The organism is Thermomicrobiales bacterium (genome assembly GCA_037045155.1).
Taxonomy (GTDB): Bacteria; Chloroflexota; Chloroflexia; order Thermomicrobiales; family CFX8; genus JAMLIA01.
Genome location: JBAOIG010000005.1, coordinates 1,214,298 through 1,240,557 on the forward strand (window position 1 = coordinate 1,214,298; position 26,260 = coordinate 1,240,557).

Consider the following 26,260-nt stretch of genomic DNA (forward strand, 5'->3'; position numbering starts at 1 on the left):
ATGCCGACGATCATCTCGATCTCGACCTTCATCGCCGAGCCCGGCAAGCTTGGCCTCGATCGTCGATCTGGCCGGCTTCTCTTCGCCAACATAGCTGCGGTAGACGGCATTGAACGCCTGGAAATCGTTGATGTCGGTGAGGAAGCAGGTCGCCTTCAGCGCCTGATCGAAGCCAGTGCCGGCCTCGGCCATGATGAGCTTTAGCTTCTCCATCACCTGCTCGGTCTGCCCTGCCACATCCTGCGATGTGTCATCGGCCACCTGGCCGGACGTGAACAGCAACCCGCCCCATATGGTCGCAACCGAGTACGGACTTGCCGGAACCGGCAGCTTGTCCGATCGAAGAATCTCTCGACTGGTCATCGTCCCCCCTGATTCACTGAATCGACGCGACGGCACGGCGCCGCCCGCCGAGATTCTAGCCCGTCGTCAGTCACTGAAGCAGCGACGAGTGGGAATAAATACCCCATAGGGGTATACTTCCTGTGACGAAAGGAACATGCTTATGTCGATGAAGCTCATCTCCCCCGGCGAAAGCGACCAGCCCGATGCTAGTGGACCACACGGCGAAGGACACGCGTCGTACGCCGCCGACAAGGCACGGATCCTTGCCCGGCTCCGCCGCATGGAGGGGCAGGTTCGAGGTGTTCAGCGGATGATCGAGGAGGATAAGTACTGTGTGGATGTGCTTACCCAGATCTCATCGATCATCGCCGCGGCTCGCGCCGTCGGCATGCTTGTGCTCGAGGATCATATCCGCGGCTGCGTGGTGAGTGCTGGAGAAAAGGACGCCGAGGTGCTGCTGACCGAGCTGACCGACGCTATCGAGCGCTTCACGCGGAGCGTCGGCTGAGATCGACGGTTTGCGACAGATCAGCGGATATGTCGGTATGAGGGGTGAACGACGCCGACGACCGCGATGACTGCCGCGAGCAACACCGCGCCAAAGCCGATTGCCACAGGCGCGGTGAACGCATCAGCCAGCGCGCCATACGGCACGACCGCCAACGGCATCGCCGAGAACGTCAGCATATAGACGCTCATCACCCGACCGTGGTATTCAGAGTCGGAGTTGTTCATCACCAGCGTGCTGTTGAGGGACTGATACCCGGACGAGACGAACCCGATCACGACCAGTGTCACCAGACCGATATGGAATGAGCGGCTGAAGGCAAAGACCGCCAGGGACAGGCCGAACGCGATCCCCAGCATCATCTGCAGCAGACCCTTGCGCGGGAAGGCCGTCAACGCGGCGATCGTCAGTGAGCCGGCCAACGCCCCAAGACCGTTGAAGGTCAACAGTAGTCCGAGCCCACGCGGGCCAACTTTGAAGACTTCCTCAGCGAAGACCGGCATCAGCTGCTGATACGGCATTCCCAGCAGCACAGGGACGAACGCCAGCGCCAGCAGCGTCGAGACGACGCTATTGTTACGGATGTATCGCAGCCCCTCGCGGAGCGACTCGAGCGGCGGCGGGCGAACCGATCCCATGGGCCGGCCCTGATCCTTGATCCGGAAAAGGCTCAGGACGACGTAGGCGTACATGCCGGTCATGATCGCGTAGACTCCGCCAGCCCCGATGAATGGAACTGCGATCAGCGCTCCGGCCATCGACGGGCCGAGGACCCGGCAGAAGTTCATCCCGGCGTTGTTGAGCGCGACTGCGTTCATCAAGCGGTCGCGGCTGACCAGCTGGCCAACGAATGCCTGTCGCGCCGGCATATTGAACGCGAACCCGATTCCCTGAATTGACGCAACGGCCATCAGGTGCCAGATCTTGACGACACCGGTAAGGACCAGAATCGCGTTGAGCGCCGCGGCGATACCCACGAGCGTCTGGGTCATCAACAGCACGTTGCGCTTCGGAAACCGGTCGGCGACAACTCCTCCCGCCAGCCCGAACGCCAGCATCGGGATGCCCGACCCTAACGAGACCAACCCAACTGCCGCCGCCGAGCCGGAGAGGTCGTAGGCGACGTAGCCGGTCGTGATCATCCCCATCTGCATCGCCATCGTGCCGGGGAGCATCCCGAGCCAGAGGGTGCGGAATCCCTCCTGGTCGAGGGCGAGGAATGGCTTCTTCCAGGACGGCACCCGGGCTTCGGCACGAGCGGCGGAGGCCGACGCCGGGTGTGACGGCGCGACCGACGTCGAATTGGCGGCGTCAGTTGCTGTGTCGGGCGGCGTCGTCGCCGATTCAACCCTCACCGGATACGCGTCCCCATCCTGGAAAATTCCAGTTGCGTGACCTACGACGATACGTTGCCGCGCGACAATACGCGATCGCAGCCACGATGGCAAGTGCGACCGACGTTACGACATGACGTGGACGATCGAATAGATGCCCATGAACATCATCCCCGCGCCGAGCGCCAACCGGGCCAGACGCCCGGCAGGATGCGTCGCCGCGCGCCAGAGGACAATTGCCCCGTATCCTGCGCCCAGTGTCCCGACGACCCATGTCAGCGCGATCAGGATCGCTTTTGCAGCGTCCCCGGTCAGGTCGCGGGTTGTGATTGCGACGACGAAGATGACGAATAGCCCCAACGTCTCGGCTGCTCCGGCAAGAATCTCTTCGCGACGAATGCCGGCGCTTCGTTCGCCCGTCGATAGCCTCTGCATGTACCATCCTCTGTAACGGTGTCGTGTCGGTCCGTTGCGATGGATCGCTCACCCTGATTCTAGCCACCCGGATACGATGGCATCCAGAAGTGTGAGACGTTTTTGCGATCCGGGTGTTATCACGTTCGTAGTACTGGCGCCGTGCGGCCGATGCGCGCAACGTAATCATGTGGGGGTAGTCTTGTGCGGATAGCGTTCCTTCGTCGGAAGCTCGTTCACCTGTCGGCGGTTGCCATTATCGTGGCAACTGCGGTTGCTGGCGCTCTGACGCCTGGTCTGGCCAGCGCTGAGCAGAACGTCGTCACCGTGCCGGTCGATAGCGCCGGCATGCCGGCAAGCACGTACTTTCCTCCGACCAGCCACAGCCTGTCTGGCCCATTGCTGAAGGCCTGGAGCACCACTGGCCTGATGATCATCGGCTACCCGATTTCTGAGCCGGTGCAGGAGAACGGTCGTGCGGTTCAGTACTTCGAGCGCTCGCGCCTGGAGGTCTGGCCGGAACACGCTGGGACGAAGTGGGAGGTTCAGGGCACGTTGCTCGGGACCTGGCTCGCCGAACAGCGCTATGGCAAGACCCGCAATAACCCCGCGTTCAATGCGCTGCCGGATGGTTTGACGAGCAACACCCCGGATCGAGTCATCTTCAGCGAGACCCGCCATTCGTTGGCGTACGGATTCAAGAACTACTGGGATAAGAACGGCGGGCTCTGGCAGTTCGGCTTCCCGATCTCTGAGGAGTTCGTCGAGGACGGCTATACCGTCCAGTACTTCGAGCGCGCCCGCTTCGAGTTTCACCCGGAGAACGCTGGCACCCAGTTCGAAATCCTGCTCGGTCTGCTCGGCAACGACTACGCCAAGGCGCTGAAGATCCAGACCACCCCGGCGGCTCAGCCGGCCGATGCCGTCATCTGGGACGCTGGGCTCTTCAGCCCGCAGATCGCGAATGCCTTCCGCAATGGGACCGGCATCTGGTGGGGCAAGGTCTCGACCGATGCGGTTTCGGTGCGCAGCGCGCCACGGAACGATGCTCCGGCGATGGACGTTGCCTATAGTCGCCACCCGATCGTGATCTACGCCATCGTCAAGGGCGATGTTCGGGAGGGCACGGATGCCTGGTATCTGACTGATAATTACGGCTATGTCCCGGCGGTCTACGTCGCTCCACTTGTGCTCAATCCGCCACCGCAAACGTTCGGCGGCCATTGGGTGGACGTGAACCTGAGCCAGTTCTACGCCGTCGCCTATAACGGCAGCACTCCCGTGTATGTCGCGATCATCACGGCCGGCCGCGACGGCAAGACGCCGCTCGGCACGTTCAACATCCAGAGTCAGGTGCGCCGCGAGATCATGGACTCGGCGACGGTCGGCATCCCGCATGGCTCTTCGGGCTGGTATTACCTGGAGAACGTCGAGTACACCCAGTACTTCCTGGCCGGCGGCTACGCATTGCACGGGAACTACTGGACGCCGGAATCGAGCTTCGGGAACTTCACGTCCAACGGCTGTGTCGGGTTGATGAACACTGACGCCGCGTTCTTCTGGAATTGGCTGAACATCGGGGACGTTGTCACCATCCACTACTAGCCACCGGCTCTGTCCGGACAGTTGACAGCCCAAGGTGATTCGCGCGATGGTTCGCCGGAGTGAGCAATTGCTCACTCCGGTTTCTCTGCGACGTGGATGGAGGCTTTCAGATGGCCGACAAAATTGTGATATCCGGCGAAAACCCCAGCCTGACCCTCTACAAGCCCGGGACGGACCAGATCATCGCCAAGGTAAGCTACTGGAAGAGTGTCTTCTCCGAAGCCGGCGATGGGAACGCAACGTTGATCTGGGTCGACCCGGAGGCATCCGGGCTCGGCGATGCCGCTCCCCATGCGATCTACACGGATAACCCCGCGGTGGCCCGACTGGTGACCGACCGATTCACGCTGCACTTCGGCGGCTGGGCCGAGCTCGGCTTCGCCACGATGGAGCCGACCATGGCCCGTTTCTTCCAGGAAGGCGACGGTCGGCTGTATCACCGTGTCGTCTCCATCTGCGAAGGCGCTGTTGTCGAGCTCGTCTGGTGGGACATCATCGAGCAGCAGCTATTGCAGCGGCCGAATTTCGAGCTTGGGCCGGATCGGTGGGATCTGGCGACGGTCATCTGCCCGTGCACGTCCGCTCTGATCACGGTCAACAACCAGCGGATCGAGGGCGAGGTCAAGGTGAAGGAGGGCGACGAGCGGCTTGAGAGCTCAGCCTTCCTGGCCTTCTCCGAGACCTGGCGGCTCAGCTCGTGATCTGTTGATAGGCGGCCATCGGAGCTGACGCGACGTTGGCCGGGGTACTCATGCTCGAGGGAGGAGAAGTGGACGTGGATGCATCGATGCCAGGCTCGATGACGTGGCGTCTGGTCGGGCCGTTCCGCGGTGGGCGCGTTGTCGCCGTCGCCGGCCACCCGACGGAAGTTGGCACGTTCTATTTCGGCGCGTGTGCTGGCGGTGTCTGGAAGACGACGAATGCCGGCGATTACTGGGAGAACATCTCCGACGGGTACTTCAACACCGCCGCCGTTGGCGCGATTGCCGTTGCGCCGTCCGACCCGAATGTCATCTATGTTGGCATGGGGGAGACGAGCATCCGCGGTGATGTCTCGCACGGCGACGGTGTCTACAGATCGACCGACGGTGGGCAGACCTGGCGACATGTCGGCCTTCCGGAGACCCAGTCGATTTCGACGATCCGCGTCCATCCGACCGATCCGGATCTGGTCTACGTCGCCGCGTTCGGGCATGTCTGGGGGCCGAATCCGGAGCGGGGTGTCTACCGCTCTCGCGACGGTGGATCGTCGTGGACACAGGTGCTTCACACGAGCGATGGCGCGGGTGCTATCGACCTGGCGATGGATCCGAACAACCCTCGCGTCCTCTACGCGGCGATGTGGGACGCTCAGCGTTACCCCCATGCCCTGCGCTCTGGCGGCCCGAATAGCGGCATCTTCAAGACGACCGACGGTGGCGATACCTGGACAGGAACTGACACGTAACCCGGGCCTGCCGACAGGTGTGCTGGGCAAGATCGGAATCGCGGTCGCGCCGGCTAAGCCCGGCCGCGTCTGGGCATTGGTCGAGTCGGAGGATGGAGCGCTATTCCGCTCCGACGATGGTGGCGCGAACCTGGCAGCGCGTCTGTGATCAGGGCGACCTGCGTCGCCGTGCCTGGTACTACACGCATATCGTCGCTGACCCGTCAGGATGGCGACACGGTCTATATCCTCAATCTGAAGTTCTGGAAGTCGATCGACGGCGGAAAGACATTCACCGCGATCCCGACCCAGCATGGTGACAACCAGGATCTGTGGATCGACCCGGCGGATCCGCGCCGGATGATCGAGGGCAACGACGGCGGCGCGAACGTGTCGTTCAACGGCGGCGCGACATGGTCGACGATCTACAACCAGCCGACCGGGCAGTTCTATCACGTGACTACCGACGATCGGACACCGTACCGACGTGTACGGATCCCAGCAGGACAACACGGCCTTCTGCGGCTCCCCAGCTCGTCGCTACGCGGCGCAATAACCGCCGCGGAGTACTTCGAGCCAGGCGGCGGCGAGTCCGGCTATATCGCGATCAAGCCGGATGACAACAACATCGTCTATCGGTGGCGCGATCGGGTCGGGCGCTGGCCACGGCCGGCTACTGCGCTTCGATCAGCGGACGAACGAGATTCGGATCGTTACCGTCTGGCCGGAAGTCCACGGAATGGGCCGCGGCGCGGAGGCGCTGAAGTACCGTTTCCAGTGGACGTTTCCCGATCTCATTCTCTCCGCACGATCCGAATACGCTCTATGTGACCTCGAATGTCGTCCACCGCACGCGCGACGAAGGCATGAGCTGGGAGGTCATCTCCCCCGACCTGATCACATAACGACCCGGAGACGCTGAAACCCTCCGGTGGACCGATCACCCGCGACAACACCGGCGCGGAGGCATACGGCACGATCTTCGCGTTCTTCGAATCGCCGCATGAGCGCGGGTATCTTCTGGGCCGGCTCGGACGATGGCCGTCTGCACATCTCTCGCGATGGCGGCGAGTCATGGGACGAGGTTTCGATCCCGACAAGCCAACTCCCCGATCGCCCGATGATCTCGGTGATGGAGCCATCGCCACACGAGCCGATCGACGGTCTATGTCGCCGCGACACGATACAAGCACGATGACTTCGCGCCGTATCTGTTCAAGACAGCCGACGACGGCAAGACCTGGACGAAGATCACGACCGGCATCCCTGACGGTGAGTTCACCCGTGTGATTCGCGAAGATCCGAATCGCATGGGCCTGCTCTACGCCGGGACCGAAACCGGTGTGTATGTCTCGTTCGACGATGGCGCGAGCTGGCAGCGATTCCAGTCGAATCTGCCGGTTGTGCCGATCTACGATCTGATGATCAAGGGGACTGATCTCCTCGCGGCGACGCATGGGCGCTCGTTCTGGATCCTCGACGATCTATCACCGTTACACCAGATGGACGCTGCGACTGCTGACGAGAAGGTCGTCCTGTTTGCTCCTCGAACGGCGAAGCGGATCAAGGTCTACGGTCGTCTCGGCGATCCGTCGGCAGATGCCTACAGCTACGGGCGAGCCGGCGGTATGCCGATGACGACGCGACAACGGCCGGCTGCTGGTGGCGGCGTCGAAACTGAGTATGTTGACGCCGGCAAGAACCCTCCGGACGGCGCGATCATCCACTACTGGTTGAAGGATGCGTCGAAAACCGCCACGTTGACAATTAAGGACGCCGACGGTCAGACGATTCGGACGTTTGCCAGTGATGAACCAGGTTCCGGCACGCCTCGACTGGTCCCCTCAGCCGGGATGAACAAGTTCGTCTGGGATCTTCGCATTCCGCCCGCGAAGGCGATCTCGGGGATCGATTCGTCATTCACCTCTGGTATTCAGCCCGATGCGCTTCTGGGGCCCGTCGTCGTGCCCGGCCAGTACTCGGTCGAGCTGGACGTTGATGGGACCACGCGCCAGCAGGTGCTTCTCATTGAAGCCGATCCACGGGTCAGTGGCAATCAGCAGGATCTCGAGGCGCAATATGATCTTCTACTGAAGATCCGGGACAAGCTTACCGAGACTCATGCGGCAATCGACCGAATTCACACGATTCGAACGCAGGTCCGTGACTGGCTGACGCGGCTCGATGATGAGACCGTCACGAACACTGGCAGGGCGTTGCTTGACAAGCTCGCGGGGGTCGAAGAGACGCTGGCTCAGCCGAAGGCGAGTGATCCGCGCCAGTTTCCCAGCGGCCTCAATGACAAGCTTGCCGCGTTGCCTGGGATGATCTCCAACTCCGATACGCGCCCACCGAAGCAGTACTACGAGGTGTTCGACAAGGTCTCGGGAGAGGTCGATCAGCAACGAGCAGCGCTCGATGGGATCGTCGACGCGGAGGTCCGGGCGTTCAACGCCTTGATCTCCGGCATGCAGACCGACGCCGTGATTCTGTAGGGTTGAGTTCGCCGGGCTGCTAAACGCGGTCAGGTGGGTATGTATTGCGAACGACGCCAACTGAGAGCGAACCACTGGGGCTCGTTCGATGCTGGTGGCTGAACTAGGAGGCATGGGAATGACTGCAGGAGCCACGTCCGCGAAGGATGTGAGCGGGAGCCTGTTGGGTTCACTGGATTGGCGGCTCATCGGGCCGTTCCGCGGTGGGCGCGTCGTCGCTGTCACCGGAGTTGTGTCGGATCGGGAGACGTACTATTTCGGCGCAGTCGCTGGCGGGGTCTGGAAGACGACTGACGGTGGCGTTGTCTGGCGCAATGTGTCTGACGGCCAGTTCAACACGGGGGCTGTCGGCGCGATTGCCGTCTCGGTATCGGACCCGAACGTCATCTACGCCGGCACCGGAGAGACGAGCATTCGTGGCGACGTCTCGCACGGAGATGGCGTTTACAAATCCACCGATGGCGGCAAGACCTGGGCGAACGTTGGCCTGTCCGACACCCGCCACATCGGCCGCATCCGCATTCACCCGACGAACCCGGATGTCGTCTACGTCGCGGCGCTGGGCCACACCTGGGGGCAGAATGAGGAGCGCGGCGTCTTCCGCACGACCGACGGTGGGAAGAGCTGGCAGAAGGTGCTCTACAAGAGCGACCGAGCTGGTTCGCACGACCTCTGGCTGGATCCGTCTAACCCGCGCGTTCTCTATGCCGCGATCTGGCAAGCGCAGCGCTTCCCGAACGCGCTATCGTCTGGCGGCGAGGATTCGGGCATCTGGAAGTCCGTCGATGGCGGCGATACCTGGGTCGAGCTGACGCGCAAGCCGGGCCTGCCAACCGACGCCGTGCTGGGCAAGATCGGCATTGCCGGGTCGCCAGCGCAGCCGGACCGCGTCTGGGCGTTGATTGAGGCGGTCAACGGTGGCCTGTTCCGCTCGGACGATGGTGGCGAGACCTGGGAGAAGGTCAACACCGAGGCGAAGCTGCGAACGCGGGCGTGGTACTACATGCACATGATCCCGGATCCGCGCGACCCGAACACCGTCTATGTGTTGAACTACAATTTCTGGAAGTCGATCGACGGCGGGAAGACGTTCACCGAGATCCCCTCTCGCCACGGCGACGAGCAGGACCTCTGGATCGACCCTGACGACACGCAACGGATGATCAAGGGCGACGACGGCGGCGGTTGTGTCACCTATAACGGCGGCCGGAGCTGGTCGTCGATCATGAATCAGCCGACGGCGCAGCTCTATCACGTCACCACTGACAATGCCTATCCGTTCCGGATCTACGCCTCGCAGCAGGACAACTCGGCGGTGAGCATTCCGAGCGCGACGGTCAATGGGACGATCCACGAGCGAGACTCGTATACGCCCGGCGGCGGCGAGTCCGGCTATATCGCTCTGAAGCCGAGCGACCCTGACATCATCGTCGCGGGCGGCATCGGATCGGGAAACTTCAATGGCCGCCTCATCAAGTACAACCACCGCACCGGCCAGTGGAAGAACATCACCGTCTGGCCAGACCTGGCCGGCATGGGGTCGGGCGCTGGGAGCCTGAAGTACCGCTTCCAGTGGACCTACCCGATCTTCTACTCGCGTCACGAAGTGGACACACTCTATGTCGCCGGCAACCGGATCTTCCGCTCGACCGACGACGGAATGACCTGGGAGATCGTTTCCGACGACATCACCCGCAACGACCCCTCGAAGTTGGGACCGTCCGGCGGGCCGATCACGAAAGACAACACCGGCGCCGAGGCGTACTGCACGATCTTCGCGCTGGCCGAGTCCCCTCAGGAGCCCAACACGCTATGGGCCGGCACCGACGATGGGTTGGTTAAGATCAGCAAGGATCGCGGCAAGACCTGGGAGGACATCACCCCGCCGGCCCTGCCCGAGTGGGCGCTCATCTCGATCATCGACCCGTCCGAGCACCACGCTGGGACCGCCTACGTCGCCGCGACACGCTACAAGTCGGACGATACGACGCCGTATCTGTTCAGGACCAGCGACTACGGCAAGACCTGGACGACGATCACCAACGGCATTCCATCCACCGATTTCACCCGCACGATCCGCGAGGACAAGGCCCAGCAAGGGCTGCTGTATGCCGGAACCGAAACAGGCGCCTACGTCTCATTCGATGACGGCGCAAACTGGCAGCGTCTGGGTGGCAACTTCCCGGTCGCGCCGGTTTATGATCTCATCGTCAAGGGGCACAGCCTCGTGGTCGCGACTCACGGCCGCTCGATCTGGATGCTCGACGACTTGACGCCTCTGCGCCAGATGGCTTCTGGACGAACCGGCAATGGCGTGACGCTCTTCGAGCTGCCGTCGAAGGTTCGCTTCAACCCTGTCATCGGGTTCGGTGGATCGCCCCAGAAGGGGTACGTTTCCTACCACGCGGCGAGCACCAGCCACGTGTCCTACGAACAGGTCGAGCAACCCGACGGCACGATGAAGAATGTCTACGTCGACGCTGCCGCCAACCCATACGACGGGGTGATCGTCTCCTACTACCTGCCCGAAGCGGCAAAGCAGTCTGCGGATCTTGCCGTCATCGACAGCCAGGGGAATACCGTTCGGTCATTCACCACGAAGGTGGCCGACGCCGCGTCAGAGGAGAGCGCTGCCGGTGGCCAGAAGGTGCCGGCTGCCGCGGGGGTGAATCGTTTCCATTGGGATATGCGCTACGAGCCCGCGGCAACGCTTGAGGGTCAGGAGCTCGCCGATTGGGATAAGCCAGTCGGGCCGAAGGCGCTGCCCGGCAACTACACTGTGCGGCTGACGATCGACGGCGCGACGCACGAGCAGCCGCTGGAGATCGTCCCCGACCCACGTCTGGATACCCCGGCCGAGGCGCTTCAGGAGCAGCTCGATCTACTGCTGAAGATCCGCGACCGGCTGAGCGACACGAACCGTGCAGTCTCGCGCGTGCGAAAGGTTCGCACGCAGGTCGAGGACTGGGAGAAGCGCGTCAAGGACAGCGACGCCGCTGAGTCGGTGCAGGCCGCCGGCAAGGACGCGCGCGAGGCCCTGACCGCGATCGAGACCGAGCTGGTCGACACGACCACTGATAGCCCGTTGATGGCGCCATCCCGGCTCTTCGAGAAGCTGAACGCCCTCACCGAGTTCGTCTCTCTCGCCGAGGGTGCGCCGGCGAAGCAGGGCTACGAGGTCTTCGACGAGCTCTCGACGCGCCTCGACGACCTTCTCGAGACGCTCGACGGCGTCATCAGCAGCAAGGTCCGCGTATTCAACGAAGCGATCTCGGCTGCCAAGCTCCCGCCGGTCGGATAGTCCGACCCGGAACGACAACGAGAACGGCCACCGGCAAGATTGCCGGTGGCCGTTTCCTGTTGGATCACCCGTTGCTAACGTCCGAGGATCTCGCGCGTCTTGTCGTCAGCAGTCTGCAAGGCCGCGTCCAGCGACTTTGTGCCGAAGAAAGCGACGTAGATCTCGTCGTTGATGACCTTCTCGATCTCCGGCCATTCAGCGATGGTCGGCAGGCTGACCAGGTGCGGGCCAAGATCGAGGAAGATCTGGCTGTTGGCCGGTGACTGGCCCGGGTCGAGGAAGGCGTCCGACTCGGCAACCGACTTCAGCGATGGCACCGTCCGGCCTAGCTTCGCTGCGACCGTCTGTCCGTCCTTGCCGATGGCGTACTCGATGAACTTCCAGGCCGCGTCCTTGTTCTTCCCGTCCTTCGGCATGCAGAAGGCGTCGCTATGCAGCGTCGAGGCCTGCGTCTTGTCGGCCGGCGGCGGCGCGACATCCCAGGCAAACCCCTCGATCGAACGGAACACCGGCGTTGCGCGGCGACTGTTCAGCGTCATCGCAATGCTGCCCTCCATGAAGCGGCTGTCCGGGTCCTGGGCAGCGTAGGACGCCTCATCGGGGACGACATGGTGGACGAGATTCAGGTCAACGAAGAACTGCAGCGCCTCGCGGGTGGCGTCGCCGCCAAACGTGATGCTACGCGGATCATTCGGGTCGGATTGCAGGCTGCCGCCGTGTGACCAGATGAACGGCGCTGCGCGAATGATCGATGGCTCGAAGCCCAGTCCCCAGATGTCGGTCTTGCCATCGCCGTTCGTATCCAGCGTCAACGCCTTGGCGGCGGCGACAAAATCGTCCCAGGTCCAGTCGTTGGTCGGCAGCGGAACGCCGTGCTTCTCGAACAGATCCTTGTTGTAGTAGACAACCAGGCTCGACTGGTTGAACGGGATGCATTGCAGCACGCCATTGTAGGTGAACGCTTCCATCGGGACATTGAAGAACTGGTCGGCGCTCAGGCCCTTGGCCTTCTCCAGCTTCGGCCCCAGCGGCTCCAGGACGCCCTTCGAGACGAACTGGCCGTTGTGCCGGTAGTTGATCAGATAGACGTCCGGCGGGCTGCCGCTGGCAAACGATGCCGAAAGACGCGAAAGGAACGTCTTCCGGTCGGGAATTGCGTTCAGCGTCACCTTGGCCTTCGGATTTACCTTGATGTACTCGTCGGCGATTGACTGGTAGACCTGCGCCTCTTCAGGATCGGCCCAGACCTGCCAGGTGATTGGCGCGGTGCTTGAGTCCCCGCTGCCGCCGCAGGCGGTCATCAGCACCGACAGCGCAAGGAGCGCGGCCAGGGCTGCTACACCCCATCGTCGCGTCATGTCTCTCCCCCTCAACTACCCCAGTGAGCTACTCACTGGAACGGATTCCCCTCATCGTATTCTCTCAAGAAGTGACGCTGGGCGACAATGAACACCACAACTGCCGGGAGCGTCACGACGACCGCGCCGGCCATCATCAATGGCCAATCGCTTGGATGAAGCTGCTGGAGACCCTGAAGCGCCACCGGCAGCGTGTACCACCTGGGATTGTTGATATAGAGCAGCGGGTCGAGAAAGTTGCCCCAGTGTCGCTCGAACGACAATACCGTAACCGCCATCAAGGCTGGTCGCACCTGCGGCAAACCGATGCTCCACCAGATCCTCGACGCGCTCGCGCCATCCAGACGCGCAGCCTCGAACGAGCCGATCGGCGCCCGCCGGAATGCCCAGAACATGATCAGGACGTAGAGCGGGCTGCTGCCCATGAGCCCCGGGACGATCAGGACCCCGAGCGTGTCCAGAACGCCGAGCCACTTGTAGACCATGAACCTGGTCAACCAGACTGCCATCAGCGGCACCATCAACGCGGCAACAAGCGTCGCAACGAGGAGGTCGCGCATTCGCGCGGGAACCTGCGCCATCGCAAATCCAGCAAGCGACGTCGTCAGGAGCGTCAGCGGAATGACTGTGACGATCACGATGACCGAATTGGCCGCGTAGCGCGCCATCGGCACGACGTGGAATATGGCCCGGTAGTTGCTGAGTGTCGCCGGATCCGGCCACCACTGGATGCGGAGCGGCATCGGCAGACCGAGCGGGCGTAACGAAGCAACGACCATCCAGAGCAGCGGCAGAATGAAGAGTGTTGCGGCCAACACACCGGCGATGAGCCGGATGCTGCGCGCCGGCCTGCGGCGCGTTCGCGGCGCCGGCTGAGCTGTCACTTCTGCCGCTCGCTCACTCAAAGTACCCGGTCCTCCATCGACGGACGACGACGAACTGCAGCGCAATCGCCACGACAGTCACGGCAAACAGCACCAGCGTCATTGCTGCGGCGTAGCCAAACCGTTGATAGTCGATCGCGTTCTGCCAGATCCAGAATGGCAGATAGCTTGTCGCGTAGTACGGGCCACCGTTGGTCAGGATGACGGTCGCGACGAAGTTCGCCTGGAAGCTCCGGATCGTGTCCCGGAAGATGATGAGCAGCAGCATCGGCGCGAGCATCGGGAGGGTGATTCGTGTCAGCACCTGCCAGCGACTGGCGCCGTCGATCGCCGCAGATTCCAGCATCGCGCGCGGGATGTCCTGCAGTGTTGCCATCAGCAGCACGAATCCCTCGCCAAGAGTCCAGAACAGGACGATGGCGATCGCGACCTGCGCCGAGGTTCCATTGAGCAACCAGCCGGCCGGCGTGCTGCCCCGACCGCCGAAGAGCGGTAGAAAGACATTCAGCGGGCTGAACAACGGGTTGAAGATGTAGAGCCAGAGGAGCGCATAGGCGATATCCGGCACGACGGTCGGCAGATAGATCGCCCCACGAATGAATGTCCGCCCCCGGCCAGGGCGGTGCAGCAGCAACGCCAGCAGCAATGCGCCGAGTAACCGGATCGGCACAGCCAGCAGCACGTAGACCAGCGACGCGCGTAGCCCGTTGAAGAACATCCCGTCGTGAAGCATCTCGCGGAAGTTGCCCAGCCCAAGCCACTCCGGCGAGCTAAGCGCGTCGTAGCGAGTGAACGCGAGCGGAATCGTCATGAGCGCCGGGACGATAATCAACAGTGTCAGGCCGAGCAGAACCGGACTCAGCATCATCAGAAGCTGGCGATTGTAGGAACTACCGAAAGCCCGCCGGATTCGGTCAGGTTGCTGAGCGACGGAGGCATCGTCCGGTGGCGAAACGGTCAGCGGTCAGTCCTTTCCGGCAAGATTCGGGATGCGCATGATCTTCCATCCTACCATGGCCGCGTCGGCTGGACGTAGCCGTCTCCGATGCCCTCACTGTGTCCGTGCATACGACATCTCCTCGGCTGTAATGCCGGGGAGATGTCGTATCAGTATCGTCGGCGATGGCGCGCGAACGGCGGATACCGCGCTGTTCCGGCGGGACCATCGTCGTTGCCCCGCCCGAACACAGTTCGCGTTGTTACTCCGGCCGGATAGCAGGAGCGCTTGCGGGAAACGTCAACCCATGACTGGCACGACCTCCGGTGGTCGCTTGCCCTGCCATGGTCCATCACGCTCTACGACTCTCGCCGCCCGGAAGACGAGCGATTCCAGCCACGGCCGAGCCGCGATCTGGATAGCCACTGGTAGATCGCCCTCGCCGAGGCCGACCGGCACGACCATCGCCGGCCAGCCCAGCGCATTGAACGGCCCGGTGAAGCGTGTGTTGCTCTGGACGACGCCGAGCGGCGGTGCTTCATGCGGCATGCCGGGCGTTACCAACAGATCCACGCCGCTCACTCGCTCCACGATCCGCGAGCGAAGAATCGTGCGGGCCTGTTCGACCCGCACGAACGCGGTCGGCGAGTAGGCGTAGGCAACCAGCATCCGGTCGCGGACGAAATCGTCAAGGTCGCCGAGGCGATGTCGAAGGTAGTGCTCATAAGCGGCCGCCGCTTCGATCGTCACAATCGTCCCGTACAGCGCGGACAGATCAGCGAGCTCGGGGATCGCAATCTCGACAATGTCGGCGCCAGCTGCCGCCAGCGCAGCGACGCCATTGCTCACGCCCTGGACGACGGCCGGCGTCCCCAGTGAGCCCATCCCGTCGTCTGTCAGCACGCCGATACGAAGTCGCGCAATCCCACGCTCGACGGCTGCCGGGTAGTCGTCAACTGGCACTCTGCGCGTGCGCGGGTCGCCCGGGTCGAATCCGGCCAGGATCTTGAGCATCGTCGCTGCGTCCGCGACGCTCCGCGTCATCGGGCCGACATGGTCCAGCGACCACGACAATGTTGCTGTGCCGCGTCCACTCACTCGCCCGAACGTCGGCTTGATCCCGGTGATGCCGCAAAGCGTCGAGGGCATGCGGATCGAGCCGCCGGTGTCCGAGCCGATTGCGCCGAGCACCAGTCCGGTCGCGACGGCCGCGCCAGAGCCGCTGCTGGACCCACCAGCATCGCGCGAGTAGTCCCACGGGTTCGGCACCGGGCCGTAGTGGGAGTTGTTCGAGCCTGGCGAGAACGCGAACTCGGGCATGCTCGTCTTGCCGACGATCACTGCGCCCGCCTCATCGAGCAGCCGCACGGCTTCGCTGTCCTCGGCGGCGATCGCGTCGGCCAGAACCTTCGAGCCGGCGGGTGTTGTCTCGCCGCGCATGTCTGCCAGGTCTTTGATCGCGATCGGGATGCCGTGCAACGGGCCGCGATAATTCCCACGTCGGATCTCGTGGGCTGCCGCGCGTGCCTGCGCGAGCGCGCGATCAGGCGTGGTTGTCCGAAACGCGTTGAGGATGGGATTCGCTGCCCCGATCCTCGCGAGCGAAAGCTCGGCCAACTCGACGGGAGAGATTTCGCCCGAGCGGATGAGCGGCCCGACTTCGGCGATCGACCGATGAAGGATCGACGCATCAGCCATGGTGCGTCTCCCCCGTCGTCGTTGTCACGAGGTCCAGATAGTCGGGTATCTCGACTCCGGTGACGATGCGATCGATCATCTCCTCGACGGTCAGTGCGCGGCTGAGAAAGCCTCGCTCGGCGGTTCGCTCGATATCCTCGTCGGAGAGCTGTATGCCGGCCGCACGGGTTGCGACCTTCCAGCGCTCGATCATTGCTCGTTCACGCTCGCTTGCCATCACACCTCCGTGTTGTCGGGCCGGGCTATCGGGGTGTCGTCCCGGTTCCCCCACTCACCGAACGACCGGTCGTAGGTTGCGATCTTCTCATACCCAAGCAGGGCGAGCACGTAGACTCCGTGCGCCGCACGGATGCCACTTTGTCAATAGGGGACGACTGCCTTGCCGCGTGTGATCCCATTCAATTCCAGAAGCGTGGCAATCTCCAGCGCGGGCTTGAATCGCGCCGACGCTTCCCAGTCGACAAAATGCTTCCACTCAAGGTGCACTGCACCCGGGATGTACCCTTCGCGCTGATTCCGAACGGTTTCCGGAGTGCCGGCCCATTCCAGATCGGTGCGCATATCGAGCGTGGCGAAATCGTCATTACCCAGGCGCGGCAGGATCACGTCACAGTCGGCGATACGGTCTCCGACCGGTTGCGCCACGAAATCTCCTGCCACCGGCTCACCCCACGCATGCTCGACCGGGTTGCCCTCGGCGGCCCACGATATCCAGCCGCCATTCAGCAGCGCGGCATTCTCGAAGCCGTAGTACCAGAGCACCCACCAACAGCGCGCGGCCAGCACGCCGCCTTGCGAGTCGTAGCAGACGACTCGCCGGCCATCGCCAACGCCGAGGCCGCCAAGGATCGTAGTCGCCTGATCCGGAGGAAGGACACCGACGTTGGTGTGAATATCACGCAGGTACGGGTGGATCGGCAGCGGAACAGCGCCGGGGATGTGAGGCCGAACGGCCCGCACATCGGCGTCGTCACAGTCGATGATCAGGAGATCGGTGTCTCCCAGATGCGCCGCCAGCCAGGCGGGCTCGACGATCAGATCGGGACATGGATATTGCCGGGGGGGATGGGTCACGAGATTACCTCCGGGTCGTGCCGTCGTCAGCGAACCCGGGTGACGACAGTGACGACGTGTGGGATTGCGATCAGAAACCGATGCTGGGCGATAGCGCGTTCGACGGCTCGCTCCCAGCGTTTGACCGTGCTGCGATCGACTTGCCGGCCGGCGGCTGCGTGCTCCGCCCAGACAGATGTGATCCCCTGCACGTTAGGCGCGTTCGGATCCTCGAACACCAGCAGGTGACCGTGCACCCTCTCGACGTACAGCCCCACCTGAATGCACGCGGATGGCGTCTCGCGCGCCGCCAGTGGGGAGGCGTAGACCGACGCCGCTGACGCCAGAACGCGTGATGTGATGGTGGGATCTGGGCCGGCGGCGAACGCGCTGTACGGGTCGTAATCGGCAAACACCGCTCGGCCACCGATCGTCAACACACGGGAGATTTCGGTCAGCACACGTGTGATCGGGGCGACGTGCATCAGCAGACGCTCCGCAAGGACGGCATCGAACGTGGAGTCGGGATACGGCAACGTGTGGCAGTCGGCAGTGACGAACCGCGTCTGATTCAGCCCAAGCATCCTCGAACGTCGTGTTGCGATGTCGATGAAGTGGGGGTTGAGGTCGAGGCCATGGATCTCGCCTTCTGGCCCGACGCGATCGGCAATGCCCTCCAGCATCATGCCGGGGCCGCAGCCGATCTCGAGCGCAACGGCGCCCGGATAGAGGTGGGCTTCGTCGAGAACAGTGTCGCGGAGTGCCTTGAAGCGTTGGTCATCCAGTGATTCGAGGAGGCTGGCAGCAATCGGGTTGGTTTGCGCCGCGCTCCCGAGTGCCAACTGCTCGTATAGATCGTTTTGCCAGTGCTCCTGCGCCACTCCGCGTCCCTTCTCCGCGTGGGGAAAACTAACAGACCCCAGGGATTATCGCTATTGGACCCCAGGCTCGTGCCGCGTGTCCGACGTCTGCGGCCCGGTGCTTCGTCAGCCGGCCATCGCTGTCGTCACCGCGGCGAGAATGAGGACCGCGATGATCCCGAGCGACGCGAGTTGACCCTGACGTGATCCAAGACGCTTGCGCAGGATCGGAGTCGACCCGAGCACTGCAACAGTGAGCAGGCCGAGAATCGGATGAATGATCGAGACTCTGCCAGAGTCTTCCGAAATCAGGAGGACCCCCATGATGACCTGAACGGCCAACAACAGATGCGCGACGCCAAGGAGCGCGGCAGGCACAGGCCGTCCTCGCCGCCCCGCAAACAGCACCACAATAATGACGAACAGATAGATGACGAAGAGGCCCTCGCCGAGATATTGATGAAAGCTCGCCATGCCTACCCCTCACACACCAACTGGCTCGCCTCCATCAGCGAGCGCCTGCAACCGTAAGCGTACCGAATTGATGCGATGATCAGTAGATCATGCGAGACAAGTAATCGCTCGAGCATGCGCGAGGGGGTGGCGATGATCACAAACAGCCAGATTGCCGATCGGCTACGAGCCTATGCCGACCTGCTGGAAATGACCGGCGAGAGTGGATTTCGACTGAACGCCTATCGGCGGGCGGCGGACTCCATCCAGCAGCATGATCGGCCGGTCGCGACAGAGTCAGACCTCCGCTCAATCCCGTCAGTCGGCGCCGGCATCGCGGCAATCCTCGACGAGATTGTTGCCACGGGGTCGTTCATGGCGCTCGACGAGCTTCAGGAACAAATGCCGGGGTCGGTGCTGGCGCTGCTCGATGTGCCGGGTGTCGGATTGAAGACAGCCGCGAGACTGTATCGGGAACTGGGAATCACCTCGCTTGCCGGACTCGAGGAATCGATCCGCGACGGCCGGCTCGGGACGATGAAAGGGATGGGGCCGAAAGCGCAGATCCGGATCACCGAGGGGCTTGCGTTCCTCCAGCGCCGGAGTGGTCGGAGCTCGATCGGCGCGGCGTTGCCGTTGGCCGAGCGACTGGCGGCTGACCTTGCGGCGAGGATCAACGCTCCGGTACACGTCGTCGGGTCTGTCCGGCGGATGTGTGAGACAACCGGCAACATCGACCTGCTGGCGATCGGGGAGGATCCGGACGAAGTGCTGGGTATTGCCAGCCAGTTGGCGTCGATCGCCGGGATGATCGAGCGCGTGGACAATTCGGCTACGTTCACGCTCCAGCAAGGTATCGACCTGCGCGTCGCGGTTGCGCCCGCGCGCTCGGCCGGCACTGCGCTCGTCCGCTGGACCGGCTCGTTCGCGCATCTCGCGGCGCTTGGAGGCGTCAACGCCCTGCCGGACGCGCCGACGGAAGAAGGAGTCTATGCCGCGTTGGGAATGGACTGGATTCCGCCGGAGCTCCGCGAGGACCGCGGTGAGGTTACCGCCGCTCGTGAGCGCCGGCTGCCACGGCTGATCGAGGTTGGCGACCTGCGCGGCGACCTGCACCTGCACACGACCTGGTCGGACGGCTCCGCGTCGCCACTCGAAATGGCGATTGCCGCGGCCGCTCGCGGTTACGAATACCTCGCGATCACCGACCATTCGGGCAGTCTCGGCGTGGCCGGCGGACTGCGTCCCGAACGTCTGCGCGAGCAAATCGATGTCATCCGGGATCTCGCTGGAACCGCCCCGGTGCGCCTGTTCACCGGCTCGGAGGTCGAAGTCCATCGCGATGGGCAACTGGATTTCGACGACGCGCTGCTGGCCGAGCTTGATGTGGTTGTGGCGTCGCTCCACAGCGGTCTGCGCCAGCCGGAGGATGAGTTCACTGGCCGGATGCTGCGGACAATCGCGAACCGCCACGTCGACATCATCGCCCACCCGACCGGTCGTCTCGTCGAGCGGCGTCAGGGCGCCGACGTGACCTGGGCGCGCGTGATCGAGGCGGCTCGCGAAACAGCGACCGCGCTGGAGATCAACGCCGATCCGGCCAGGCTTGACATGACCGACGTCGTCGCGCGCGCCGCCGCCGGGGCTGGCGTCCTGATCTCGATTGATTCCGACGCGCACCATCCGGATGGTCTCGCCAGTGTGCGCTATGGAGTCGGCATCGCGCGTCGCGCGTGGATCGAGCCGCGACAGGTTGTCAACACATGGCCGCTCGCTGACCTCACCGCCTGGCTGCGCGACCGGCGCTTGCCGGGCCGCTCGCGGTGACCCAAGGTCGCGCTTTGGGCACACAGGGTATCGCAATTCTGTGGAATTCGGAGTATTCTGGTCGGGTGATCCGCACGTTGGATCTCACGAGCGAACCGCCGCTGTGACAGAAGAACTCCCATCCTCGCCGATGGACCGCCGCGCGCTCGGGAAAGCCGCACAGCGCAGCTGGCGTTGCCATGCGTCGCAGCAGGGTCGTCATTTCTCTTCGATCAATATGGAGCGAACTCTCTGAGAGGAGGTGTGGTCGTCGTGGTGGATACGTATCTTCCAGCCTGGTGCGAGCGGGGCAGCCCCGGCCCGGACGGCAGATATGTCGTCGCGTGCTACTTCAATCGCGATGGCCACCCTGTCACGCGCGGTCGCGCCCAGAGGGTCCAGGTGACCGAGTACGCGCCCGATGGCACAGCGCTGCGGGTCCGTCAGGGAACGATCGACGATTGGGCGCGCGCGCAGGATATTGTCTTCAGCGGCGTCGTCCAGCACTTCAGCTCCTGGGCCGCTCCCGATCGAGCAACGAACGAAGCCCCAACGGATCGTTGGTGATGATGCCGTCCGCTCCGGCCACGATCAATTCGCGCATCCGCTGAGCGGAATCCACAGTCCAGACATTGACGAGCAGACCTCTCCGATGTGCCGCCTCGATGATGGCGTTGTTGACCGACGCGTCATTGGGGTGGATCGCCCTGTGTCCTGCTTCGGCAGCCGCGGTGATTGCCGCGTCGATATCCACATGTGGCTCGACCAGCAGCGCTGTTGTGATGCGTGGATCGATCGACTGTGCGGCGTCGAGTGCGCCGGAATCGAACGACGACAGCAGTACACGGTCGCGTATCCCCCGGCTCGTGAGGATGTCGATGGTCAGCGCGACGAGCTGGCGCGTGCGACTGGTGTCATCTTGCGCCTTGATCTCCAGATTGAGCCGAACCGAAGCGTGCGCCTCCAGGAGATCGAGGAGCTCGTTGAGCGTCGGAACCCGAACGCCGCGACCCCGAAACGGCGTGATATTCTCGCCGGCCGGCCGGAAGCAGAACCCCGCGTCGTGAGCGCGAATCTCGGTGGCACGCAAGTCGCCGACACGACCGGCGGCCCCACTGATACGGCGGAGGTCTGAATCGTGCGTAAGCACGACCTGTCTGTCCACGGTGAGCTGGGCATCGGTCTCGATCATATCGGCGCCGGCCGCGATGGCCATCTCGAAAGCGGGCAGTGTGTTCTCCGGCGCGACGAGTGACGCGCCACGGTGCGCAATCACCAGCGGCGCGTCACGTGATGGACTGGAGGTGTCTCCCGTATTGCACATACGATCACCCTTGTCGTTTCGCAGGGACTGTGTTTCGACGGGTGTAGTATAGGTTCCTGCTATTCGTTGTTGGTGAGGTGCACCCATGAGCCAACGTCAACCCTCCATGTCCGGCAGTTCTCCCGCCGGTATGACAATCTCCGACGCTCCGGAATCACCTGCTATCGCCGCGCCGATCATCGACGTCCGCGGCCTGCTCAAACGTTATGGCTCGCTTGCAGCGGTCGATGGTGTCGACTTGCAGGTGCGGCAGAACGAGATCTTCGGCATTCTCGGCCCGAACGGGGCCGGCAAGACGACGACGCTCGAGATGATCGAAGGACTGCGGCAGCCCGACGCTGGTTCGATCGTGGTTGCTGGTATCGACGTTGTTGCTGATCCCGTCGCGCTCAAGCGCGTCATCGGCGTGCAGTTGCAGACGACCGCATTGTTCGATCATCTGAGCGCGCGCGAGCTGATTCGGCTCTTTGCTGCCCTCTCCGGTGGCGACACGTCCAGCAGGCGCGTCGACGAGCTGATCGCGCTTGTGTCGCTCGAAGAGAAAGCCGGCAGCTATGTAGATCAACTGTCGGGCGGGCAGCGCCAGCGACTCTCGATCGCGCTGGCATTGGTCAACGACCCGACTGTCGTCTTCCTCGACGAGCCGACTACTGGCCTCGACCCGCAGGCGCGCCGCAATCTCTGGGATCTCATCAGCGACCTGCGCAACTCCGGCAAGACCGTTGTCCTCACGACGCACTACATGGAGGAGGCCGATATCCTCTGCGACCGGGTCGCAGTGATGGACCACGGGCAGATGATCGCGTGTGATACGCCGCTGAACCTGATCCAGTCGCTGGATGTCGTCGCGACGATCCAGGCGCGGCTCAACCCGCCGGTGGATCCTGAGACGATTGGATCGCTGATCGGTGCGCTGGAAATTGAGAACCAGGGTGATCAGCTATTCGTCAAGACGCGTGATGTTCAGACGACGCTCGGCGCGTTGCTACTTCGCGCGGAGGAGCTTGGCTTGCGTCTCGAGAACCTGACGACGGCGCAGGCAACCCTCGAAGATGTCTTCCTGACGCTTACGGGACGGAGCCTCCGCGAATGAGCGCATTCATCCAGATGACGGTGGCAAATCTCAGGATGACGGCGCGCAATCGCGTCGCGCTGTTCTGGAACCTCGCCTTTCCACTGATCTTTATCGTGCTCTTCGGGTTTCTGTTCTCCGACACCAGCGTTACGATCAACGTCGGTATTGTTGGCGCGGACCAGTCGGAAGTCGCTACGTCAATTACCAACGCGATGAAGGCGACGGACGGGTTCAAGGTCTCAGTCGGCAACGAACAGTCGGAGTTGGACAGTCTGCGCAACGGTGACCGGTCGGTGGTCGTCGTGTTTGGCGCTGCCGGCTCGGGCCAGCAGGTTCCGACCGATGTGTACTGGGATTCATCGAATCCCCAGACGGGGTCGGTCGCGCTCAACGCGGTTCAGAGCTTTCTCACGCAGGCTGGCGCCGGCCCCGCTTCTGCGCAGCCAATCGCGGTGACGGTCCACTCGATCGTGTCATCAGGGTTGTCGTATGTTGACTTCCTTGTTCCCGGCATCCTTGCGATGACGATCATGAACTCAGGGATTCTCGGACTGGCCTCGGCGTTCGTCTCCTATCGCGAACGGGGTGTTCTCCGTCGGATCAAGGCGACGCCGTTCCCTCTGTCCTCGTTCATCGCCGCTCGCATCGTCAGCCAGCTCGTGATCGCCGTTGTTCAGGCGGTGATCCTCATTGCGGTCGGCATCCTGGTTGTCGGCCTGAAGCTCAATGGCAACCTGTTCTATGCGTTTATCCTCGTCATCATTGGGTCACTCGCGTTCCTCTCGATCGGGTTCGTCATTGCGTCGTTTGCTCGCAACCAGGAGGCGGCTGACTCAATTGCGAACGCGGTAGCCTTCCCGATGCTCTTTATGGCAGGCGTGTTCTTTCCGACCGACGCTGCCCCGAAGGTGCTACAGCCGATTATCCGGCTGCTGCCGCTTCGCTATCTCGCCGATGGGCTGCGCAACGTGATGGTCAAGAACGGCAGCCTGGGCGCGCAATGGCTCAATATCAGCGTGCTGGTCTTCACCGCGGCGGTCGGCTTCGCGTTGGCACTGAAGCTCTTCCGCTGGGAGTCGAGCGCGGTCTGATCGGCGCGTTGTGCGCCGCTGGTTGCCTCTGCCCGTGTCTGTGAGTCATGGAACTAACACAGCCCGAAGTGCCTCGCTGTGTCGAACAGCGAGGCACTTCGGTGTTTTGCCCGATTTGGCAGCCCAATGGGTCGATCAAAACCCGACTCATATTCGAGCAACGCCCATGGCTTTGTGACAGTGTGACAAACCTTGACTCCCGTCACGAAGCGTATGTACGCTATGTACGTACGCATCTGGAAGCGAATCTCCAGATCGAATCAGACGGGCAGGAAACGCATGAGACATTTGCGAAAAGGGCTGATGGCCGGCACGCTGGCGATCGTGCTGGTCGGTGGACTTATCACGCCGGTTGCGGCGGGCGAGAGCTATGTAGTCTATGAGGGCGACACGCTGAGCCATATCGCCGCCCGATACGGGATGACAGTGCGACAGCTGGTGGCGTTGAACGGGATCGACGATCCTGACCTGATCTTCCCCGGTCAGCAGATTGTCCTGTCAGCGTCGGGCTCCGGCGTCGTGTCGGGGGCGGAGGATGATGCGGACGAGCCTGCGCCGGCCGTAGTTAGCCATCGCGCCGACGAAGAGGTCGCCGCGGACGAATCCGGTGAGGCGCCGCCGTACTTCCCACGTGAGCAGATCCGCGAACTGCTGATCGACGCGGCGCAACGCTACGGGTGGGACCCGAACCTGATCATGGCCCAGGCCTGGCAGGAGAGCAGCTGGCGGCAGGATGAGGTGTCCTGGACTGGCGCGGTCGGCGTGATGCAGATCATGCCGCGCACCGCCGCGGACATGGAATCGTGGTTCTTCGGCTATCGTGTGAATACCTGGGACAGCGCGTACGACAACATCGAGATGGGCGTCGCCTACCTGTCGGTGCTCTACGAGGAGACCGGCTCCGTCGAGCTGGCGCTGGCGAGCTACTATCAGGGCTGGGCGAGCGTCCAGCGCGACGGGTTCTTCCCGGACACCCACGACTATGTCGACCGGATCTTCAAGTTTCGAGAAATGTTCGCCAACGGCGAACTTCCGTAGAAACCCGACGGTCGCGATGTGTCTCGGATGGGCGGCTCACTAGCCGCCCATCTGTGTGTCCAGCAGGCTGCATCGATCACCGCGGTGCAGGCCGACCGGCTAGCGCCAGCGCCTCCGCGCACACCTCCCGCTGCCGGCCGTCCATCACCCGCCAGACGGCGCTGACGGCGAGATGGAACAGGTCCAGAGACGCATCGAGCGACACCGCGATATCCTCGCCGTCCAGAATCAGTGCTGCCCGCTGCGCTCTGTTCCAGGCCGGCCCCAGATGGGTTGCCATGAGATCCCAGAGGCCATTCTCCGTCTCGTAGAGCATCCGAAAGTGGACGGTGAGCCGCGGGGCGAGCGCGAGCGCCAGAACCGAGCGCTGGATCGCGGCCGTGGTGATATCACCGGCATTACGCGCCGCAACCAGCTTGTGTGCTTCCTCGGCGTAGCCGGTGATCTCCTCGGCCACCCAGGCGTCGAGCCGCGCGTCGCCGATCTGCGTCCAGTCCCACTCTCGCGCCTTCCGCTGGAGCGCGGCTGCGACCCCGGCTGGGTCGGCGACGATCATCGCTCGCCGCCAGCCCGGCACCTGCGCGCCAACCGAACGGGGATCATCGAATGCGGCTTCGAACTGGGCGAATGTGCGCCAGGACACGGACACCAGGCGACCTGCAACGATCTCCAGCCGGTATAGAGGTCCATCGCCAACAACGTAGAGATCGATATCAGACTCTGGCCGGGGATCTGGACGAGTCTGGCTGCCAGTTAGAACGACGGCCCGCGCGCCATCGCGCATCACCCGGGTTGCGATCGTTAGCGCGATGTTGCGCACCAGAGGATCGACGACGTCGAGTCCGGCCGGCTGGCCATTCATGGCAGTCGGCGGTCGATCTGGTCCAGGTCGTCGGGACAGGTCTGGAGGCCGGCTGCCTCGGCGGCGGCGTTCGCCGCGCCGTCGGCGCTGATGAAGAGGATCCGGCCGGGCTCGACGCCGGTCAGCGCGACTGCTCGGTCGAATGGCCAGCGATCGTCCGCGCCGGGGAGCCAGAGATCGAACTGCTTCGTCAGCCCGGTCCGGCTCAAAGCTTCGGCCACATCGGCGTCGTCCGAGATCGCGCCACAGTGCAGACCACGGCGTGCGATGTCCTCGACGGCGGCGGTCACTCGCTCGTCGTCGAGAGAGTCGGTGTCGAACAAGACGAGCTCGACCATGCTGCACGGTTGGGACATCCCGTTCCCCTCTCTGTCACTGGCCGATCATCGCATA

28 protein-coding genes are annotated in these 26,260 nt (G+C 63.2%); 14 read left to right on the top strand and 14 right to left on the bottom strand.

Translation table 11 applies throughout. From position 1 onward, the window contains the following. Entirely contained in the window at positions 1-204 is a 204-nt protein-coding gene (locus tag V9F06_15570; protein ID MEI2619029.1) for a hypothetical protein, read from the top strand. A gap of 301 nt (positions 205-505) precedes the next feature. Further along, positions 506-853, top strand: a complete 348-nt coding sequence (locus tag V9F06_15575; protein MEI2619030.1) for a metal-sensitive transcriptional regulator — start codon at positions 506-508, stop codon at positions 851-853. 20 nt (positions 854-873) lie between these two features. Here the strand turns inward: V9F06_15575 and V9F06_15580 are convergent, their stop codons facing one another. Beyond that, complete coding sequence (locus V9F06_15580) at positions 874-2,208, bottom strand: MFS transporter (GenBank protein ID MEI2619031.1); 1,335 nt, start codon at positions 2,206-2,208, stop codon at positions 874-876. Between the two features lie 105 nt (positions 2,209-2,313). Next, positions 2,314-2,622, bottom strand: a complete 309-nt coding sequence (locus V9F06_15585) for a hypothetical protein (GenBank protein MEI2619032.1) — start codon at positions 2,620-2,622, stop codon at positions 2,314-2,316. Between the two features lie 183 nt (positions 2,623-2,805). Here V9F06_15585 and V9F06_15590 point away from each other — a divergent pair, with 183 nt between their 5' ends. The 8 genes from V9F06_15590 to V9F06_15625 all read left to right on the top strand — a co-directional run bounded on the left by V9F06_15590 (position 2,806) and on the right by V9F06_15625 (position 11,428). Next, entirely contained in the window at positions 2,806-4,206 is a 1,401-nt protein-coding gene (locus V9F06_15590; GenBank protein ID MEI2619033.1) for a L,D-transpeptidase, read from the top strand. Positions 4,207-4,316: 110 nt separating this feature from the next. After that, entirely contained in the window at positions 4,317-4,907 is a 591-nt protein-coding gene (locus tag V9F06_15595) for a hypothetical protein (GenBank protein ID MEI2619034.1), read from the top strand. 74 nt (positions 4,908-4,981) lie between these two features. After that, positions 4,982-5,653, top strand: a complete 672-nt coding sequence (locus V9F06_15600) for a hypothetical protein (GenBank protein MEI2619035.1) — start codon at positions 4,982-4,984, stop codon at positions 5,651-5,653. Continuing rightward, on the top strand, positions 5,622-5,801 hold the full coding sequence (locus tag V9F06_15605) for a hypothetical protein (GenBank protein ID MEI2619036.1): 180 nt from the start codon (positions 5,622-5,624) through the stop codon (positions 5,799-5,801). Before V9F06_15600 ends, V9F06_15605 begins: the two co-directional genes overlap by 32 nt. A gap of 20 nt (positions 5,802-5,821) precedes the next feature. Further along, on the top strand, positions 5,822-6,463 hold the full coding sequence (locus V9F06_15610; protein MEI2619037.1) for a hypothetical protein: 642 nt from the start codon (positions 5,822-5,824) through the stop codon (positions 6,461-6,463). Positions 6,464-6,635: 172 nt separating this feature from the next. Next, positions 6,636-6,830 carry a hypothetical protein gene (locus V9F06_15615; protein ID MEI2619038.1) on the top strand — a complete coding sequence of 65 codons (195 nt, stop codon included), beginning with the start codon at positions 6,636-6,638 and terminating at the stop codon, positions 6,828-6,830. Positions 6,831-6,918: 88 nt separating this feature from the next. Further along, positions 6,919-8,127, top strand: coding sequence for a hypothetical protein (locus tag V9F06_15620; protein ID MEI2619039.1), 1,209 nt, complete (start codon positions 6,919-6,921; stop codon positions 8,125-8,127). A gap of 118 nt (positions 8,128-8,245) precedes the next feature. Further along, complete coding sequence (locus tag V9F06_15625; GenBank protein MEI2619040.1) at positions 8,246-11,428, top strand: glycosyl hydrolase; 3,183 nt, start codon at positions 8,246-8,248, stop codon at positions 11,426-11,428. 74 nt (positions 11,429-11,502) lie between these two features. On the opposite strand, the gene V9F06_15630 is transcribed toward V9F06_15625, so the two are convergent. From V9F06_15630 to V9F06_15665, 8 genes are all read right to left on the bottom strand, one after another. Continuing rightward, positions 11,503-12,786, bottom strand: a complete 1,284-nt coding sequence (locus tag V9F06_15630; GenBank protein ID MEI2619041.1) for a sugar ABC transporter substrate-binding protein — start codon at positions 12,784-12,786, stop codon at positions 11,503-11,505. Positions 12,787-12,818: 32 nt separating this feature from the next. Then, on the bottom strand, positions 12,819-13,670 hold the full coding sequence (locus V9F06_15635; protein ID MEI2619042.1) for a carbohydrate ABC transporter permease: 852 nt from the start codon (positions 13,668-13,670) through the stop codon (positions 12,819-12,821). A 13-nt stretch (positions 13,671-13,683) separates the two neighbouring features. Next, positions 13,684-14,538, bottom strand: a complete 855-nt coding sequence (locus V9F06_15640) for a sugar ABC transporter permease (GenBank protein ID MEI2619043.1) — start codon at positions 14,536-14,538, stop codon at positions 13,684-13,686. A gap of 369 nt (positions 14,539-14,907) precedes the next feature. After that, positions 14,908-16,305 carry an amidase gene (locus tag V9F06_15645; protein MEI2619044.1) on the bottom strand — a complete coding sequence of 466 codons (1,398 nt, stop codon included), beginning with the start codon at positions 16,303-16,305 and terminating at the stop codon, positions 14,908-14,910. Continuing rightward, positions 16,298-16,522, bottom strand: a complete 225-nt coding sequence (locus V9F06_15650; protein MEI2619045.1) for a hypothetical protein — start codon at positions 16,520-16,522, stop codon at positions 16,298-16,300. The genes V9F06_15645 and V9F06_15650 overlap by 8 nt, the downstream gene beginning before the upstream one ends. Positions 16,523-16,665: 143 nt before the next feature. Next, positions 16,666-17,379 carry a rhodanese-like domain-containing protein gene (locus V9F06_15655; GenBank protein ID MEI2619046.1) on the bottom strand — a complete coding sequence of 238 codons (714 nt, stop codon included), beginning with the start codon at positions 17,377-17,379 and terminating at the stop codon, positions 16,666-16,668. A 26-nt stretch (positions 17,380-17,405) separates the two neighbouring features. Next, positions 17,406-18,239, bottom strand: coding sequence for a methyltransferase domain-containing protein (locus V9F06_15660; protein ID MEI2619047.1), 834 nt, complete (start codon positions 18,237-18,239; stop codon positions 17,406-17,408). 105 nt (positions 18,240-18,344) lie between these two features. Further along, positions 18,345-18,692 (bottom strand): hypothetical protein, encoded by a 348-nt coding sequence (locus V9F06_15665; GenBank protein ID MEI2619048.1) that lies wholly within the window; start codon positions 18,690-18,692, stop codon positions 18,345-18,347. 132 nt (positions 18,693-18,824) lie between these two features. On the opposite strand from V9F06_15665, the gene V9F06_15670 reads away from it, so the two are divergent. Continuing rightward, entirely contained in the window at positions 18,825-20,498 is a 1,674-nt protein-coding gene (locus V9F06_15670) for a PHP domain-containing protein (protein MEI2619049.1), read from the top strand. 198 nt (positions 20,499-20,696) lie between these two features. On the opposite strand, the gene V9F06_15675 is transcribed toward V9F06_15670, so the two are convergent. Beyond that, positions 20,697-20,984 carry a hypothetical protein gene (locus tag V9F06_15675; protein ID MEI2619050.1) on the bottom strand — a complete coding sequence of 96 codons (288 nt, stop codon included), beginning with the start codon at positions 20,982-20,984 and terminating at the stop codon, positions 20,697-20,699. 1 nt (position 20,985) lies between these two features. Beyond that, positions 20,986-21,801: a glycerophosphodiester phosphodiesterase family protein gene (locus tag V9F06_15680; GenBank protein ID MEI2619051.1), complete on the bottom strand. Its 816-nt coding sequence runs from the start codon at positions 21,799-21,801 to the stop codon at positions 20,986-20,988. Positions 21,802-21,886: 85 nt separating this feature from the next. On the opposite strand from V9F06_15680, the gene V9F06_15685 reads away from it, so the two are divergent. The 3 genes from V9F06_15685 to V9F06_15695 all read left to right on the top strand — a co-directional run bounded on the left by V9F06_15685 (position 21,887) and on the right by V9F06_15695 (position 25,005). Next, a complete protein-coding gene (locus tag V9F06_15685; protein MEI2619052.1) occupies positions 21,887-22,894 on the top strand; it encodes an ABC transporter ATP-binding protein in 1,008 nt (335 codons plus the stop codon). Further along, positions 22,891-23,967: an ABC transporter permease gene (locus tag V9F06_15690; GenBank protein MEI2619053.1), complete on the top strand. Its 1,077-nt coding sequence runs from the start codon at positions 22,891-22,893 to the stop codon at positions 23,965-23,967. The genes V9F06_15685 and V9F06_15690 overlap by 4 nt, the downstream gene beginning before the upstream one ends. A gap of 279 nt (positions 23,968-24,246) precedes the next feature. Beyond that, positions 24,247-25,005, top strand: a complete 759-nt coding sequence (locus V9F06_15695; protein MEI2619054.1) for a transglycosylase SLT domain-containing protein — start codon at positions 24,247-24,249, stop codon at positions 25,003-25,005. 76 nt (positions 25,006-25,081) lie between these two features. Here the strand turns inward: V9F06_15695 and V9F06_15700 are convergent, their stop codons facing one another. Further along, the gene (locus tag V9F06_15700; GenBank protein MEI2619055.1) at positions 25,082-25,867 is read right to left on the bottom strand and encodes a nucleotidyltransferase domain-containing protein; all 786 of its coding nucleotides are present in this window, start codon (positions 25,865-25,867) and stop codon (positions 25,082-25,084) included. Then, positions 25,864-26,223 carry a hypothetical protein gene (locus V9F06_15705; GenBank protein ID MEI2619056.1) on the bottom strand — a complete coding sequence of 120 codons (360 nt, stop codon included), beginning with the start codon at positions 26,221-26,223 and terminating at the stop codon, positions 25,864-25,866. Before V9F06_15705 ends, V9F06_15700 begins: the two co-directional genes overlap by 4 nt. Positions 26,224-26,260 lie beyond the last annotated feature (37 nt).

Coding starts and splice junctions, on each gene's coding strand:
- V9F06_15670 (MEI2619049.1), top strand. CDS start 18,825: ATGATCACAAACAGCCAGATTGCCGATCGGCTACGAGCCTATGCCGAC.
- V9F06_15585 (MEI2619032.1), bottom strand. CDS start 2,622: ATGCAGAGGCTATCGACGGGCGAACGAAGCGCCGGCATTCGTCGCGAA.
- V9F06_15700 (MEI2619055.1), bottom strand. CDS start 25,867: ATGAATGGCCAGCCGGCCGGACTCGACGTCGTCGATCCTCTGGTGCGC.
- V9F06_15665 (MEI2619048.1), bottom strand. CDS start 18,692: ATGGCGAGCTTTCATCAATATCTCGGCGAGGGCCTCTTCGTCATCTAT.
- V9F06_15595 (MEI2619034.1), top strand. CDS start 4,317: ATGGCCGACAAAATTGTGATATCCGGCGAAAACCCCAGCCTGACCCTC.
- V9F06_15680 (MEI2619051.1), bottom strand. CDS start 21,801: ATGTGCAATACGGGAGACACCTCCAGTCCATCACGTGACGCGCCGCTG.
- V9F06_15575 (MEI2619030.1), top strand. CDS start 506: ATGTCGATGAAGCTCATCTCCCCCGGCGAAAGCGACCAGCCCGATGCT.
- V9F06_15705 (MEI2619056.1), bottom strand. CDS start 26,223: ATGTCCCAACCGTGCAGCATGGTCGAGCTCGTCTTGTTCGACACCGAC.
- V9F06_15645 (MEI2619044.1), bottom strand. CDS start 16,305: ATGGCTGATGCGTCGATCCTTCATCGGTCGATCGCCGAAGTCGGGCCG.
- V9F06_15650 (MEI2619045.1), bottom strand. CDS start 16,522: ATGGCAAGCGAGCGTGAACGAGCAATGATCGAGCGCTGGAAGGTCGCA.
- V9F06_15690 (MEI2619053.1), top strand. CDS start 22,891: ATGAGCGCATTCATCCAGATGACGGTGGCAAATCTCAGGATGACGGCG.
- V9F06_15625 (MEI2619040.1), top strand. CDS start 8,246: ATGACTGCAGGAGCCACGTCCGCGAAGGATGTGAGCGGGAGCCTGTTG.
- V9F06_15640 (MEI2619043.1), bottom strand. CDS start 14,538: ATGATGCTGAGTCCGGTTCTGCTCGGCCTGACACTGTTGATTATCGTC.
- V9F06_15685 (MEI2619052.1), top strand. CDS start 21,887: ATGAGCCAACGTCAACCCTCCATGTCCGGCAGTTCTCCCGCCGGTATG.
- V9F06_15615 (MEI2619038.1), top strand. CDS start 6,636: ATGAGCGCGGGTATCTTCTGGGCCGGCTCGGACGATGGCCGTCTGCAC.
- V9F06_15630 (MEI2619041.1), bottom strand. CDS start 12,786: ATGACGCGACGATGGGGTGTAGCAGCCCTGGCCGCGCTCCTTGCGCTG.
- V9F06_15695 (MEI2619054.1), top strand. CDS start 24,247: ATGAGACATTTGCGAAAAGGGCTGATGGCCGGCACGCTGGCGATCGTG.
- V9F06_15570 (MEI2619029.1), top strand. CDS start 1: ATGCCGACGATCATCTCGATCTCGACCTTCATCGCCGAGCCCGGCAAG.